General features: G+C 31.7%; 13 protein-coding genes. 12 read left to right on the top strand and 1 reads right to left on the bottom strand.

The annotated features are described in order from the left end of the window. The first annotated feature begins 527 nt into the window (after nt 1-527). The 11 genes from ACYFX0_RS00200 to ACYFX0_RS00150 all read left to right on the top strand — a co-directional run bounded on the left by ACYFX0_RS00200 (nt 528) and on the right by ACYFX0_RS00150 (nt 14047). A complete protein-coding gene (locus tag ACYFX0_RS00200) occupies nt 528-1952 on the top strand; it encodes an alanine/glycine:cation symporter family protein (protein WP_247727441.1) in 1425 nt (474 codons plus the stop codon). Between the two features lie 124 nt (nt 1953-2076). Further along, complete coding sequence (gene glsA, locus ACYFX0_RS00195) at nt 2077-3057, top strand: glutaminase GlsA (protein WP_000588648.1); 981 nt, start codon at nt 2077-2079, stop codon at nt 3055-3057. A gap of 233 nt (nt 3058-3290) precedes the next feature. Further along, the gene (locus ACYFX0_RS00190) at nt 3291-4607 is read left to right on the top strand and encodes a sensor histidine kinase (RefSeq protein WP_247727440.1); all 1317 of its coding nucleotides are present in this window, start codon (nt 3291-3293) and stop codon (nt 4605-4607) included. 4 nt (nt 4608-4611) lie between these two features. Continuing rightward, complete coding sequence (locus ACYFX0_RS00185; RefSeq protein WP_000274088.1) at nt 4612-5556, top strand: response regulator; 945 nt, start codon at nt 4612-4614, stop codon at nt 5554-5556. A gap of 697 nt (nt 5557-6253) precedes the next feature. Beyond that, nucleotides 6254-7819, top strand: a complete 1566-nt coding sequence (locus ACYFX0_RS00180) for a spore germination protein (RefSeq protein ID WP_348773338.1) — start codon at nt 6254-6256, stop codon at nt 7817-7819. A 26-nt stretch (nt 7820-7845) separates the two neighbouring features. Then, complete coding sequence (locus ACYFX0_RS00175; protein ID WP_000628928.1) at nt 7846-8937, top strand: spore germination protein; 1092 nt, start codon at nt 7846-7848, stop codon at nt 8935-8937. Next, nucleotides 8934-10127 (top strand): Ger(x)C family spore germination protein, encoded by a 1194-nt coding sequence (locus ACYFX0_RS00170; RefSeq protein WP_460269616.1) that lies wholly within the window; start codon nt 8934-8936, stop codon nt 10125-10127. Before ACYFX0_RS00175 ends, ACYFX0_RS00170 begins: the two co-directional genes overlap by 4 nt. Before the next feature lie 324 nt (nt 10128-10451). After that, the gene (gene proC, locus ACYFX0_RS00165) at nt 10452-11270 is read left to right on the top strand and encodes a pyrroline-5-carboxylate reductase (protein ID WP_001041290.1); all 819 of its coding nucleotides are present in this window, start codon (nt 10452-10454) and stop codon (nt 11268-11270) included. Nucleotides 11271-11403: 133 nt separating this feature from the next. Further along, entirely contained in the window at nt 11404-12819 is a 1416-nt protein-coding gene (locus ACYFX0_RS00160) for an amino acid permease (protein WP_460269615.1), read from the top strand. 166 nt (nt 12820-12985) lie between these two features. Beyond that, nucleotides 12986-13627 (top strand): nucleotide excision repair endonuclease, encoded by a 642-nt coding sequence (locus ACYFX0_RS00155; protein ID WP_088298401.1) that lies wholly within the window; start codon nt 12986-12988, stop codon nt 13625-13627. A gap of 198 nt (nt 13628-13825) precedes the next feature. After that, nucleotides 13826-14047, top strand: a complete 222-nt coding sequence (locus tag ACYFX0_RS00150) for an alpha/beta-type small acid-soluble spore protein (protein ID WP_044783651.1) — start codon at nt 13826-13828, stop codon at nt 14045-14047. A gap of 597 nt (nt 14048-14644) precedes the next feature. Here the strand turns inward: ACYFX0_RS00150 and ACYFX0_RS00145 are convergent. Further along, nucleotides 14645-14773, bottom strand: coding sequence for a hypothetical protein (locus ACYFX0_RS00145; protein WP_003281887.1), 129 nt, complete (start codon nt 14771-14773; stop codon nt 14645-14647). A gap of 429 nt (nt 14774-15202) precedes the next feature. Here ACYFX0_RS00145 and ACYFX0_RS00140 point away from each other — a divergent pair, with 429 nt between their 5' ends. Then, on the top strand, nt 15203-16432 hold the full coding sequence (locus ACYFX0_RS00140) for a helix-turn-helix domain-containing protein (protein WP_001097907.1): 1230 nt from the start codon (nt 15203-15205) through the stop codon (nt 16430-16432). Nucleotides 16433-16767: the final 335 nt, after the last annotated feature.

Below are 16767 nucleotides of genomic sequence, written 5' to 3'. Positions count from 1 at the left end.
TTAGATGAAAAATCTTAAAATATTTTTTTGTTTTTATAAAAATCTGTACTTTTTCGTAACATTCTGTACTTTTAATTATAAATTAAAGACAAGCTTCTCTTAGTTGAAGATTGAAAGCGCTTCATAGTTTTTCTATAAATTTTTTATCTAGCCTATTTTTGAGATTAGTAGTGAGAAAGGAGATATTTCCATGTTCTTGAGAAAATTAACAAATAACCAGTTAATCACTATTGATTTTATGATTTAAATCACCGGTAAACGAAACAAACATAATAGTACAACAATGTTAGTGGATAAAAATATTAGTTTGCAGAAAGGGGTAGAGCATCCGTTTGTATAAGCGTTAAGTACTTCAAAATTTCAGTTTTACGGTTACATGTTGTGCTGTTTGCTTAAACAGGCCAATCCGATTAATATAGAAAATTTTTATCCTTGTTGTATTTGAATATGAAAGAGGTATTTATACCAGGAAATATAGGTGATTTTATATAAATTATAATATATAAACTTTGGCATGGAGTGATGATATGGAAAGGTTTTTTGTAGAGTTAGTCGGATCAACAAATGATTTTTTATGGTCTAAATTGCTAATTATTATGCTTGTTATTTGCGGAATTTATTTTACATTTAAATTGAATTTTGTACAGTTTCGAATGTTAAAAGAGATGGTCCGTGTATTAATGGAGGGGAAAAGTGGTTCTAAAGATCAAATCTCTCCTTTTCAAGCGTTTTGTATTGGTATGGCAGCCCGCGTTGGGACAGGGAATATTACAGGAATTGCGATTGCAATTGCATTAGGTGGTCCTGGAGCTGTATTTTGGATGTGGATTATTTCTATTATTAGCTCGGCATCTAGTTTTGTCGAAAGCACATTAGCACAGATATATAAAGTAAAAGATAAAACTGGTTTCCGCGGTGGTCCATCCTATTATATGGAAAAAGGGTTGAATAAACGTTGGATGGGAGTATTATTCTCTATTTTAATCACAATTACTTTTGGACTTGTATTCAATTCAGTACAATCAAATACAGTTACAATTGCTTTTCAAAACTCATTTGGTACAGATCGTCTAACAGTTGGGATAATCATGGCCATTGCTTTCGCTGCGATTATTTTTGGTGGTGTACAACGTATTGCAAAAATGGCTGAATACAAGGTGGTATTTTTAGCGGTATTATACATTGGAGTTGCATTATTTGTTGTAGTTACCAACATATCAAAAATGCCGGAAGTTCTTTCTCTTATTGTTCAAAACGCATTTGGTTTTAAACAAATAGCAGGCGGTTCAATTGGTGCAGCACTTATGAATGGGGTTAAACGCGGTTTATTCTCAAATGAAGCTGGTATGGGAAGTGCACCAAACGTTGCTGCAACAGCAACAACAAGTCATCCGGTGAAACAAGGACTGATTCAAGCATTTGGTGTATTAACGGATACACTAATCATTTGTACTAGCACCGCCTTTATTATTTTGCTGTCTGATGCATATAAACAACCAGGGTTAAATGGTATTGCACTTACACAAGCAGCATTAAGTGAACACATAGGCCCTTGGGCATCGGGTTGTCTTGCTATCTTTGTTTTTTTATTTGGATTTGGTGCGTTAATTGGCAACTATTATTATGGTGAAACAAACATTCGCTTCTTACATAAAAGTAAAGTGTGGTTAATGATATACAGAATAAGTGTGTTGGCTATGATTGTATTTGGTTCTGTTGCAAAGATTCAAATTGTATGGGATTTAGCGGACTTATTTATGGGCTTTATGGTTATTATTAATTTAATTGCTATTACCTTACTTTCAAAAGTAGCATTTGCGGCGTTACAAGATTATATAAACCAGAAAAAAGCTGGTAAAGATCCTATTTTTTATAAAGAAAACATTAAAGGACTTGAAAATATTGAATGTTGGGATAGTTATGAGAAAACTTCAAAAAAGAAAAGTGTGTAATAAGAAGGATATTCAGACTGCAATATGTCTGAATATTTTTCTTGGTTCTAGTGCAAATATTATTGATTATAGTAAAGAAAAAATCATTCTATATAAAGTTAATAGTACGGGGGAATATTATTAAATGATAAAGGATTCTAGCGTTCAAGTTGAGGGGCAAGAAAAAGTTTGCTTAGATCAATGGGTAGCTCATTATCGAGCGTATGCAGCTAAGGGACGAAGCGCCAGTTATATTCCCGCTCTGGGGGAAATAAATGTATCGCAGTTAGGTATTTGTATAGTAAAGCCAGATGGAACAATGATAAAATCAGGAGATTGGGAGATACCTTTCACATTACAAAGTATATCAAAAGTAATCGGTTTTATAGCCGCTTGTTTAAGTCGCGGTATTTCTTATGTATTAGAACGAGTTGACGTAGAGCCAACTGGAGATGCCTTTAATTCAATTATTCGTTTAGAGATACATAAACCAGGAAAACCTTTTAATCCTATGATCAATGCTGGAGCGATTACGATAGCTTCACTTTTGCCAGGGACATCGGTGCAAGAAAAATTAGAATCTCTATACGTATTAATTGAAAAAATGATAGAGAAGCGTCCCGCTATTAATGAAATAGTATTTCAATCAGAATGGGAAACGGCTCATCGTAATAGAGCATTAGCATACTATTTAAAGGAGAATGGTTTTCTAGAATCAGATGTGGAGGAGACACTAGAGGTTTACTTAAAACAATGTTCGATTGAAATAAATACAGAAGATATTGCCTTAATAGGGCTTATACTAGCACATGATGGATATCATCCTATTCGCAAAGAACAAGTGCTCCCTAAAGAAGTAGCTAGGTTAACAAAAGCTTTAATGCTTACTTGTGGAATGTACAACGCTTCTGGAAAATTTGCTGCTTTCATTGGATTACCAGCTAAGAGTGGGGTATCCGGCGGAATTATGACACTTGTTCCCTCAAAATCTAGGAAGGATTTATCGTTTCAAGATGGATGTGGTATTGGTATTTACGGACCAGCCATTGATGAGTATGGGAATAGTTTACCAGGAATTATGTTGTTAGAACATATTGCAAAAGAATGGGATTTAAGTATATTTTAAAAAGGAGCACAGATATTTTGGTGTTAGAGCGAGTCCAAAAGTGTTCAGACCTTATATTGTGTCTGAACATTTTTGAGTTATAAAGTATCTTTCTAAAGTAGAAGAGTGTAATGAATACTCACAATCTATAATGCTTTCGTTTATAACTTATTTATCAGTTTTTGAAAAAAATAGAGTAAGTATTGTATTAATGCAAATAGGTTTGTATACTGACTGTTAGGCGAAAGTGAGAAGTGATTATTTTGAATCTTAGTAATTTAGTAAAAAAAGACATTTATATTCTCGTTTTAATGATACTTACAGTACCCTTAGTAGGTGAAATAAAGTCATTTCCCTTAAATGAAACATTTAGAATGAGCTTTGGTGCACCAACATTTTTCTTTTTTTTGTTATTGTTTCGACGAGTTCCAGCATTTTTACCGGGTTTTTTAACAGCGATAGTCGTCGTAGTATTTCGTATCTCAATGGATGTCATTATAAAGGGAAATATGGATTGGTTAGCCGCTTTTCATACTCACTATCCTAGTTTTTTCTTTTATTTTACGTATTCGTATCTCTTTCATTTAGCAAAAATCAAACGTTTTTATCATCAACCACTAATGATTGGTTTTATTGGTTGCATGATTGAAATACTGTCAGACTGTGTGGAATTAATGATTCAATATTTTGTATTAAAAACATCGATCACATCCGAGGCAATAAATGAGATCATTGTTATCGCATGTTCCCATAGTTTTATAGTTCTAAGCTTTTTCAATATGATGAAATTGTATGAAGCACAATCAAGGGAGCGACATATAAAGAAACAAAATGAACATATGCTCATGCTCATCTCTAATTTATATGAAGATGCTGTTCATTTAAAAAAAACATTACAAGATGCTGAGAATATAACAAAAAAATCCTATGATTTATATAAAACTTTAGACTCTTTTGAGCATAAACAGATGGATTTTCAGTTTGAGGATTTAAGGCAACAGGCATTACAAATTGCTGGTGAGGTCCATGACGTTAAAAAGGATAACCAACGTATTTTTGCGGGACTTTCAAAACTAATTTCTGATGAAAGTTTTACAGATTATATGTCTGTACATGAACTAGTAAATATCATTATACGGGCAAATACGAAATATGCACAGTTGTTAGAGAAAGATATCCAATTTGTGTATAAAATTGATGGTGTGCATCCTCATTATCATATTTATACAATCTTATCTATTATAAATAATATCGTTACAAACGCTGTAGAAGCTATCCAAGGTATGGGAACCATCACAATTGACATTAATAAAGACCACCATTTTGTTGAATTTCAAATAGGCGATAATGGTCCTGGTATTTCTTCAAAATATAAAGATTCAATTTTTGAGCCTGGGTTTACTTCTAAATATGATGATTTAGGCAATCCATCGACAGGTATCGGATTATCGTATGTTAAAGAAATGGTCGCACAACTTGAAGGTGATGTTACGCTTGGGGACAGAACCGAAGGAAAAGGATCAATTTTTATAATTAGATTAGGAATTGATCATATAATTTCGAAAGGGTGATTCTATGTATTTTTATATAGTAGATGATGAAAAAGCGGTTCGCTCAATGTTGGCTCAAATTATCGAGGATGAAGATCTTGGGGAGGTTATAGGAGAAGCTGAGGATGGTTTATCTTTAGAGCAACAAATGGTAATCCTTAAAAATATAGACATTTTATTTATCGATTTGTTAATGCCGAATCAAGATGGAATAAAAACAATTCGTCAAATAAAGCCTTCGTTTAAAGGGAAAATCATCATGGTCTCTCAAGTAGAATCAAAAGAATTAATTGCTGAAGCTTATTCGCTTGGTGTTGAATACTATATTATTAAGCCAATTAACCGGATTGAAGTATTAACAGTTGTTCGGAAAGTCATTGAACGAATTCGTTTGGAAAAATCAATAAAAAACATTCAAGAATCGCTTAATATGGTACTAAAATTGGATAGTAATTCAAGTGTGCAAGAAAAATACCGTAATGAAAAACATTTAAATACTTTCAATCATTTTCAAAATTCCATTCATTTTCTTTTGTCTGAATTAGGAATAGCCAGTGAAAGTGGAAGTAAAGATTTAATGGATATGCTAGATTATTTATATAAATATGAACAAGATAACACGTTGGAACAAGGCTTTCCCTCACTAAAAGAGATTTTTATGAATTTGGCTCAAAAAAAACTTGGGGATTCAGCTGAAGATGCCGAATTAAAAAGGTTCATAGAAGCTTCCAAACAACGGATTCGGAGAGCTATTTATCAATCATTAAACCATTTAGCATCCCTTGGACTTACTGATTTTTTAAACCCGAAGTTCGAAAATTATGCTTCTAGATTTTTTGATTTTACTACCGTAAGGAGAAAGATGACAGAATTGAATAATGAACCAACATTACCTGCTCGTATTGATACGAAAAAATTTATTCAAGTTCTTTATTTTGAAGCAAAACGAATACACCTGGAGTTAAGATGATAAACTCTTGCTAATTATTATTTTCAATTGCTAGATTGATAATTGTTTTCATGTTATTTGTTTTATATAGTTTTTCTAAGAGAGTATTTTCCTTTATTTCATATTGATTTTAAAATCAGAAAATTCCGTATCGATTTGGTAGAAGTGTATGAACTTAGAACAAAAGAATATGTATTTTTTATTTTTTTAAACATTAATATTCATTAAAAAAAACGAGTATTTTCACAATAAAATATAAATACATAGTAAGTTGAATTTAAAAAAAGATGCTATCTTCTAGCATCTTTTTTTCTTTAAGAGGAAATATCATTGATCCTTATATTATTTGAAATTCAAATGCGGGCATATAAATAACGGAAAAGGAGATAATATTTAACAAATTATAATTGGAAATGGTATTTTAGGTCAGAAATGTTTTTATACTAATTAGGTTATTGGTACTAAATAAGCATAATGTCTCGCTTTTCTGCTCTTTAATCTTATCGTTATTTTTTATTAAGTACATATCGTTTTTTAGAAATCTCAATCCTAGCAGAGTATATAAATTGGGTGATAAAAATGTGGAACATAATTACTTCTTATCTTCCAGATTGGAAAGTCTTTGTACAAGCTTTTATCTTGTTTTTAATTCCGTATACTATCTCAAGAGTTTTTCATTGGGTTCGTATGTCAGAGAAAGAGTGGGAAGAATGAGTTGGTGGAAGTCAAGAGACAAACAAGTGAAAAAAATAATATTCAAAGTAAAACGAAACAAGAGCATAAACCTTCTCAAAATGCAATCGTTCATTTCACAAATGATTTTGCCTCTAACTTAGAACTTATAAAGCAACAAATCGGACATAATTCTGATGTTCGCTTTCGGAAGTTTAATATTGGACGCACAGATATTCAGGCTGGGATCGTTTTTGTTGATGGCCTATCAGATAAAGAGATAATTGACAAACATATTATGAAATTACTAATGGATGATTTTTCTGATGAATATAAAAATGAAACTTCTTATGTGGAGGGGACTGTTTCAAAAGAATATATTAAAAATAAAGTTCTTACAATTAGTGAAGTAGCAGAAGTCCATTACATAAAAGATTTAATACCCAAAGTATTGATAGGTTCAACAGCTCTTTTAATTGATGGTTTAGCAGATGTGTTTATTCTTGGTACAACAAAAGCAAATAAACGAAACATTGAAGAACCAGTATCGGAGGCATTAGTCAGAGGGCCACGGGTCGGTTTTACTGAAGTATTAAGTGATAATACCTCACTTTTGCGACGACATTGTGCGGATGAGAGCTTATCATTAGTAAAGCTACCAGTAGGAGAACGTGCAAAGAAAGAGTTAGTTGTCGCATTTATTAGAGATCTTGCTAGTACAGAATTGGTGGATGAAGTAAAAAACAGAATTCAGACAATTGACATAGACAGTGTACTCGAATCTGGTTATATAGAGCAACTCATTGAAGATAATTATCTAAGTCCTTTTCCACAGATTCAAAATACAGAACGACCTGATCGTGTTATTAGTGCTTTAATGGAAGGTCGAGTAGCTATTTTGTTAGATGGAACACCATTTGTTTTAATTGCTCCAGTTACATTTAGTATGCTGCTGCAATCACCAGAAGATTATTATGAAAGGTGGCTTCCTGGTACGCTTCTCCGCTTATTACGCTTCATGACAGCTTTTGTTTCATTATTTGCTCCAGCACTGTATATTTCTTTTATTTCATTTCATCCAGGATTAATTCCCACTAAGCTCGCTATTTCTATTATCGGATCGCGAGAAGGAGTTCCTTTTCCCGCTTTAATAGAAGCGTTAATTATGGAAGTAGCTATCGAAGTTTTGCGAGAAGCAGGTTTACGTCTGCCTAAACCGATTGGACCTGCAATGGGAATTGTGGGCGGTTTAATAATTGGTCAAGCTGCCGTAGAAGCAGGAATTGTTAGTCCAATAATGGTTATCGTTGTTGCGGTAACAGCTATTTCTTCTTTTACTATTCCACAATATAGTGTAGGAATTACGTTACGCATTCTTCGTTTTGTAGCTATGTTTTGTGCTGCGATATTTGGTTTGTATGGAGTTATTCTCTTCTTTCTTTTACTTTGCAGTCATTTAGTGAAACTGAAAAGTTTTGGCGTTCCTTATACCAGTCCTGCTGTTCCATATCGATTCAGTGACTGGAAAGATTTTATGGTTCGCATGCCATTAAAAATAATGAGACGTCGACCAAAAATAATGCATACCAAAAAAAATATCCGCAAAAGGTAGCTGATGACGAAAGGAAGTGGCCTTCAGTGATTACTAAACTTAAAGACCGAATAACAACTTCACAGGCAGTTGTTATTATTGTAAATTACATACTTGGGACAGGAATTCTCACTCTGCCTAGAGCATCTGTGGAAAAAGTGAAAACACCAGATGTATGGATAAGTGTGATATTAGGTGGAATACTGGCAATGGTTTCAGGAGTAATTATGGTCAAATTAAGTCAGCAGTTTCCAGAAAAAACATTTTACCAATACAGTCAAGATATTGTAGGGAAATGGATAGGCAGGTTGCTTAGTTTTCTTATTATAGGGTATTTTCTTACAACTTCAGCATTTCAAATTCGTTCAATGGCAGAAGTAATAAGCTTTTTTTTGCTCGAAGGAACCCCCACATGGGCTATTGTTATGCCTTTTATGTGGATAGGTCTCTATTTGATTATGAGTGGTATTAATTCAATTGCACGGATGTTTGAAATAATATTTCCTATTACTGTTTTTATTTTTTTAATCATTTCCTTTATGAGCATCGGAATATTCGAGATAGATAATCTCCGTCCCGTATTAGGTTTGGGAATTAAACCAGTATTAGATGGGATAAAAACAACGTCTCTCGCATATACAGGTCCTGAAATTATGTTAATTCTTTTGGTATTTATGGAACAACGAAATAAAGCAGTAAAAGCTATTTTAGTTGGAATTTCTATTCCGTTAATCTTTTATGTAATAACTGTTGTAATGGTCATTGGTGCATTATCAATTGATGGGGTTGTAACAAGAACATGGCCGACAATTGACCTTATGCGCAGTTTTGAAATTTCTGGATTGATATTTGAACGTTTTGAATCTTTACTGCTTGTAATATGGATTATGCAAATATTTGCTACCTATACGATTAGTTATTATGCAGCTGCATTAGGATTAGCGCAACTCTTTAAAAAGAGTATTCATCCGTTTATTTTTGCTTTGATTCCAATCATTTACATCATTGCTATGACTTCGAAAAATATAAATGACTTGCTTAAATTGGGGGATATGCTCGGTAATGCTGCTTTATTTTTATTTGGTTTACTGCCACTGCTTCTTCTTATTATTACGCGATTAAAAGGAGGAGTAGTGTGAAAAATAAATTTAATTATATACGGTTCTATTTTGCTTTGTTATGGACGCTTTTGCTTCTATTTTTAACAGGATGTTGGAGCAGTAAAGAAGTAGAAGAGTTGAGTTTAACTGCAGGTATAGCACTAGATAAAGGGAAGAATTCAACAATTGAGAAAGAAGATGAGGAAGGAGGTTATCCTAAAAGAAATCTTATAACAGCTACTTATCAAATTGTTAGTTCGCAAGCACAAAGTAAAGGAAATGGACAACAAAAACGTTATATTAATGTTTCTGAGACAGGTGATTCCATTCATCAAATTGTTCGTGAGTTTTCATTGAAAAGAGAGAGCACAATGTTCAGCCCACATTTAAAAAACATTGTTATTAGTGATAGTCTTGTACGTACATACAGTTTAGAACAATTACTTGAACAGTATCTCCGTGACAATGAAGTTCGGCTTAGCTGTATGCTCTTAATTAGCAAGGGGCTAGCGAAGGAGATACTGGAATCAAACAAAAAAGGAGAAATTCCAGCATTTCGTTTGTCTGGAATTGCAGATAATAGAAATAGAACAACAAGGATTTTACCTCCTGTATCGCTCGCTAAATTGGAAGGAAAGATGCGGTCAGGGTCCAGTTTTCTTTTGCAAAATGTAATCTCGATAAAAGGGGAAACAAAATTTGCAGGAGCTGCTGTAATTAAAGGGAAGACAAAAAAGTTGATGGGCTTTTTAAATGAACAGGAATTGGAAGGAGTAGTATGGATAAACGGAAAAAGGAATGGTGGTGTGGTAAAAACTTTTGATAAAGAATCAAAGAAACTCATTATATACGAAATAAAGTCAATAAAAAGCAAAATCATACCACATGTTAACGGAAATAATATTTCCTTTGATGTAAACATTGAATCAGAAGGGCGTTTGTCTGAAAATTGGATGCAATCAGGAAAAGATTTTGAAAATGAATTTTTAAAAAAGGAAGAAAAAGCTATTGAAAAAGAAGTAAAGCACTTAGTACATCATGTTACAAAAAAAATACAAAAAGAATATCAAGTCGATATTGCGGGTTTTGGCAACCAATTAAGAATTAAACACCCGAGAACATGGGAGAAAGTCAAAAAAGATTGGGATCAAACATTTAGTAAAGTACCGATTAAATATCATATAAATGTAACTATACAAGATTATGGAGCGTCAAGTTTAAAACGATGAGATACCTTAATTGAAATTATATTTGAATCAAAACAAAAAGTTATAAAAGTTTTAATTTGAAAATTTTTGTAACTTTTTGTTTTTTTATGTCCTTCTTATTATAGATTAAAGAAATGATTTTATCCCGCTATTTGCCGGGCAGTAAGACTCACACCTCAAAATTCAGCGAAAGCAAAGAAGTTATTAGAGGTATATGTAAGCTCTATATAGGAAGGAGAATTTTGAAATTCTATTGATAAACCAAGTAATTGTAATAGCCCTTATTTAGAATAATAATTTCAAAATCAATAAAATTTAGAGTAGAAGGAGCAAGAGCAAATTATTATGAATAAACAAATAGGTTTTATCGGATGTGGAAACATGGGTATTGCTATGATAGGTGGGATGATTAAAAAAAATATAGTTTCTCCAGATCAAATAATTTGTTCAGATTTAAATGTCATTAATTTAAAAAATGCTAGTAATGAATATGGCATAACTATAACTACTAACAACAATGAAGTCGCTAACAGCGCTGACATTTTAATTTTATCAATCAAGCCAGATTTATACTCATCGGTAATTAACCAAATAAAAGATCAAATAAAAAATGATGTAATCGTTGTAACTATTGCTGCAGGAAAAAGTATTAAGAGCACTGAGAATGAATTTGGTAGAAAGTTGAAAGTTGTTAGAGTAATGCCTAATACACCGGCACTTGTTGGAGAAGGAATGTCTGCGTTATGTTTTAATGAAATGGTTACAGAAAAAGATATAAAAGAGGTACTGAACATATTTAATATTTTCGGCCAGACGGAGGTCATAAATGAAAAACTAATGGATGTTGTTACATCTATTAGTGGTTCTTCTCCAGCATATGTGTATATGTTTATAGAAGCCATGGCAGATGCTGCTGTACTTGGCGGTATGCCGAGAAAACAAGCTTATAAATTTGCGGCTCAGGCTGTATTAGGTTCTGCAAAAATGGTATTGGAAACAGGAATACATCCAGGTGAATTGAAGGATATGGTTTGTTCTCCAGGTGGAACGACGATAGAAGCTGTAGTAACGCTAGAAGAAAAAGGTTTAAGAACAGCTATCATTTCAGCTATGAAACGTTGTACGCAAAAATCTATGGAAATGTCTAGTTTAACTAGTAAGTGAGAAGCGAATTTATATAATATTTCAAATCTATTTAATGTAAAAGAAATATTATGAGACTAGTTAATAACTAAGTAAATTTATATACAACACTAACGAGAAGAATAAACCTTATTTTAAAGGGGATACAGAAAATATGAGTAATTTACTAAAAAAGAAATCCGTTACACAATTGTTAGAGCATAATCAAAGCAAGACTTTAACGAAAACATTAGGAGCATTTGATTTAATTATGTTAGGGGTAGGCTCGATAGTTGGAACGGGTGTTCTTGTGTTAACTGGATTAGTAGCAGCAAGAAATGCTGGTCCAGCAGTTGTTTTTTCATTTATACTTGCAGCAATTATATGTGGATTTATAGCATTATGTTACGCGGAAATTGCTTCTACACTCCCGGCGTCTGGTAGTGTATATACGTACTCATATGCAACAATTGGTGAGTTTGTTGCTCATCTAGTAGGTTGGTCATTGCTGTTAATATATATCGTGGCAACAGCGGCTGTCGCTGCTGGATGGACAGGCTATTTCCACAATTTAATAAAGGGATTTGGATTAGAGATACCTAAAGCTCTAGTAACGATTCCTTCGCATGGTGGTATTGTGAATCTACCAGCAGTAATCATTACATTGATATTAGCATGGATGTTATCCCGTGGTACGAGGGAAAGTAAACGAATCAATAATACAATGGTATTGATTAAAATTGGAATGATTTTGTTGTTTATTACGGTTGGTATATTCTATGTAAAACCAATGAACTGGATACCAATTGCACCATACGGTTTAAGTGGAGTTTTTACGGGTGGAGCAGCTATTTTATTCGCTTTTACGGGTTTTGATATATTAGCAACTTCAGCAGAAGAAGTAAAAGACCCGAAACGTAATCTTCCGATCGGTATTATTGCATCATTAATCATATGTACAATTATTTATGTTATGGTATGCCTTGTTATGACAGGAATGGTTTCCTATAAAGAATTAAATGTCCCTGAGGCAATGGCTTATGTAATGGAAGTTGTAGGACAAGGAAAAGTCGCTGGTGCAATTGCTGCAGGTGCTGTAATTGGCCTTATGGCTGTTATTTTTTCCAATATGTATGCGGCAACACGAGTATTCTTTGCAATGAGTCGTGATGGATTGTTACCGAAATCATTTGCGAAAGTTAATAAGAAAACTGGAGCACCCACTTTTATAACTGGATTGGCAGGAATAGGGAGCTCTATAATAGCTGGGTTTATTGATTTGAAAGAATTAGTTAATTTAGTTAATATCGGTAGTTTGGTGACGTTTGCGTTAGTTTGTCTATCAGTTATTATTCTACGTAAATCACACCCAAATTTAAAACGTGGATTTATGGTACCTTTTGTACCTGTATTACCATGCGTTGCAATTGTATGCTGTTTGTTTTTAATGCTAAATTTACCGTTAAGGACATGGATGTACTTTAGTAGTTGGATTACTATTGGGGCAGTCATATATTTCTTTTATTCGATAAAACACAGTAATTTAAATGAGGAAACGATCTCGAAATTACATAATAAAATTGCGAGATAATAACGATAGAAAATTTTATTAATAATCATATTGATAGTTGAGCAACATAGAAACAGTTTTTTGATATTTAGCAAGAAATAAAATGAAAAATCCTAGGACAGCTGAGTGCCTTTTTTAGAAACCTTGCCTGTTTTTCATGATTTAAAACTAATAAGGAGAGGAAAGTATGAGTGAATTGCATTTTATGAGTCTAGAAGAACTGGATAATGAATTAGAAAAAGATGACAGTGGTATTTATTTTATTAAAGATTATAATGACAATATTATTTATATAGGCAAGGCTTTTAGTATAAAAAGTAGAGTATTAGCTCATTTTAATAGTTATTCCAATATTAAGGAATATGTACATTTATTTAATAAAGTAGCGTATCTCATTGAAGATAGTTTGTTAAAACGCTCATTGTTACAAGTTACTTATATGATTAAATATAAACCAGTATTAAACAAAGAAGTCCAAAAAGAATTCCCAGAGTTATATACTCAATACATTAAGCAAACAAATAAAAAATCCATGTTGTTAGAAATTGAGGAAGCTAAAGAAAAAAGGGATGAGTTAAAGAATAGATTGGTAAAATTAGTAGGCGGAAAAACTATGTTTTATGACATAATTTCTCTGTTAAACAATGGATATAACTATCATGTTCTCGCAAAAGTATTGAGCATAGAACTTCAAACTTTAATTATAATGAAAGAACACCGAAACAAATTCCCGATGCCACATAATTATAAGAGGACAATAAAGCATCAAGATATAATGTATGCTTTATCTGGAAAAAAGAATTTAAGTATTTCAAGGTTAAACACTTAACTTTAAAGTAGTAAATTCGTTGCTTTTGTAGCTTTTATTGTTATATTGAACTGCAATGTACATTTGTGTTTCAAATTTAATTGGTGGAATAAGGGGAGGGAAAGGGTTCCTATAAAAATGCTGGAAGAAATTAGGTTACTTATGCATAAATAGCATAAGTAGGCACATGTTATTTATAAATATATTGGAAGTGCAATTATAAATATTCAAAGATACGAAAGTAATACAAATGAAATTCTTATTTCTGCTACTACAAGTACTATTGAGCAAATAAAGTATGAAATTGCTTTTGAACTAGGAGTCACACTGGGACCTGATACATCACATCATCTGCAAATGGTTCGGATCGGTGGAGAGATTACAAAACGCTTAGTTCGAATGGCTGATAAACAGTTAACAGGTCAATACAGATTACACTAAGAAAATAATCCGTATATATATATGGATTATTTTTCCTTTAATTTACAAAAAAATAAATTTCGGAATTGAAAAAACCTCTCAGATTCCTTTGTGATAATCTTTTTTAGTTGTGTTAATGACATAGGTATCTAAAGGTGGTAAATTCGATACGAACGATGTATGAGCTCTTAAAATAGTTTTGGTGTTATTTGTAATTTTAATTCCATAATACTTAAGCTGATATAATATAATGTTTTATGTCTAAATCGATATAAAATAATAATTGTTAAGTGATATTTCTTTTTTTATAGAATAAGTAAAAACTGATACTGTAGTAATTACTGTTTTGAGATCAATTTACTGTGTACCTTAATTATTGAAGTTTTTTGTTGATTAACAACTATTGTGTTTGGAAATTAATAATAAGTTTATGTGATGCGGTAATAAAACTAGCTATTTTGCTATTCTTAGTATTTGTAAAGTCTATATATTTTTCCCTCTTTTGTGGAAAGTAAAACTAATGTTACGACCAGTAATATAGTGTCATTTTTTGAATATTCCATTCGTTTTTTATTTTTATTTTTAGTTGATGAAAAGACCTTTCTCTCAATTAAATGTTTAATTGAGCACTTGAATTTCCTCCACCTTGTACTTTTCAAAACATAGTGTTTCAAAAATAGCCGTATCGCTTTCCTCTTTTTCCGATTTCACGACTTCTTTATTATCTTTTTCTAAAATTTGGAGCAAAATAGTTTTTCAGTTTCATATTTAAATTAGCAGTATTTATTTTTTGAATTCAATTTGTATAAATGATTGAATTGGAACTTTGACTGTTATTTCTTGCGGTGGTACAGTATCTCCTGTTACTTTCGTTTTATTTGTAATATTTTTCTATCTCGGTCCTCGCATTGACTACCACTGTATTTTGTAGTGCTTCACTGTTTTCTCAAGTTCAATAATTATATCTTGTAGAATTAAGAAAAGAACTTAGCTTATTTCGTTTACTTATCTACTCTGATATTTAGATGCTAACTACAATTAAATAATATATGATTTTTATAAAAAAGATATAGTAATATTTTGTTGTGAATTGTACTAATTTGATATTTTATAGTATTATTTGTCGTGAATTATCTCTAACAGAATATATTTTATGGATCTATAAAGGAGAATGTAATGAATACTTCTATCGATATACAACACTTGTGTGATCTTGCACATAAAGCATTTAATGCCCCTGTACATATTTTATCTGCAGACAGAAAAATTTTATATCATTCTACATCTGATAATGTTTGTAGTCCTTTTTATTCTTCAAAAGAAGAACATCTTAGTGATATTTATCAAGAAAACGATCCCTTTAACTTGCCACTTTTCCGAAGTAACAACTATCTTGAAAATTTTGTTCTAATTCATATAGAAAATCATGATGATATTAAAGGGACTATTATAATCGGTCCTACTATACATCCAAAAGATTCAGATGATATGATCATAAAATTTCAGAAAGAATTTAAATCAAATGATAACATTCAAGAAAGACTTGCCTATTATCAGTGTTTATCTGAGATTAAAAAAACTACATTAATTGATATGGGAATTTTATTACATTACATGATTTTCAATGAAAAGTTAGATGTAGATATTGTCTTGGAAAAAAATAAAGTACTAGAGGAAATTCCTAATAAAAATGTGAAACCTGATTTATATATTTTAAAACGTCGACAAAACAAACCTAAAACGCACAATATGTCATTAGTAAATGATTTCTTTTCGACTATTAAAGAAGGGAATAAAAAAAAGTTAATACAGTATATGTATGCGGTTTCGCAAGAAGATGTTGAACTTATGCTAATAGAGGATCCGCTCAGGAATCAAAAAAACCTTGGAATTATTGCGATTACCTTAGCCACTCGATATGCAATAGAAGGAAACCTGCCACCAGATATTGCTTTTGCTCATAGTATCTTATATATACAAACCCTGGAACAATTAGATAATGTAGAATCTGTAAAGCGATTGTCAGGGGATGCTTTACGTACTTTTGCAGATCGTGTGAAAGAATACAATGCAAAAAAGTATTCTTACGCGGTTACTACATGTATAAAACATATTAATAAAAATGTTTACGATGGAATATCTCTGAATGAACTTGCTAATCATTTAGAAATTACGCCTACTTATCTGTCTAAACTATTTAAAAAAGAAATGGGAATTACTTTAAGCGAATATATTCAAAGGGAACGAGTGGAAGAAGCAAAGAAATTATTAACACTCACTACTTATTCGTTATCAGATATCTGTGCTTGGCTTAACTTTAATGACCAAAGTTATTTTATAAGAGTTTTCAAAAAAATCACTAGCATGACCCCTAGGCAGTACCGTGAAAAATATACAATAATATAAGTTTGTTATCTACTGTCTCCAATGTAAAGACTTAAACATGGGTGTAAGTATCCCAAAAAATGAAAATTCACTAACCATTATTTTGCTAAAGGAAACAAAAAGATAGAAGGTTGCAAAGTGTTCCAAGGAAGCTTTGCAGCTTTTTTGTAATTTAAAACCTATGTTTATAACGATGATAAGTTTATAGACTAATATCTTCATATTAGATATTTATTAATAATGATATTGGGATATTTCGTGAAAAAATCAATAATATAACATATATTACTAAATATATCTACATTTTATGCAATTATACATAACTAAATAAAGGTAAAAAAGTATAAAAAAACCTA

The organism is Bacillus sp. NEAU-Y102, from assembly GCF_054788175.1.
The sequence above is the reverse complement of the archived record's forward strand: the minus strand, read 5'-3'. Positions and strand labels throughout refer to the sequence as shown.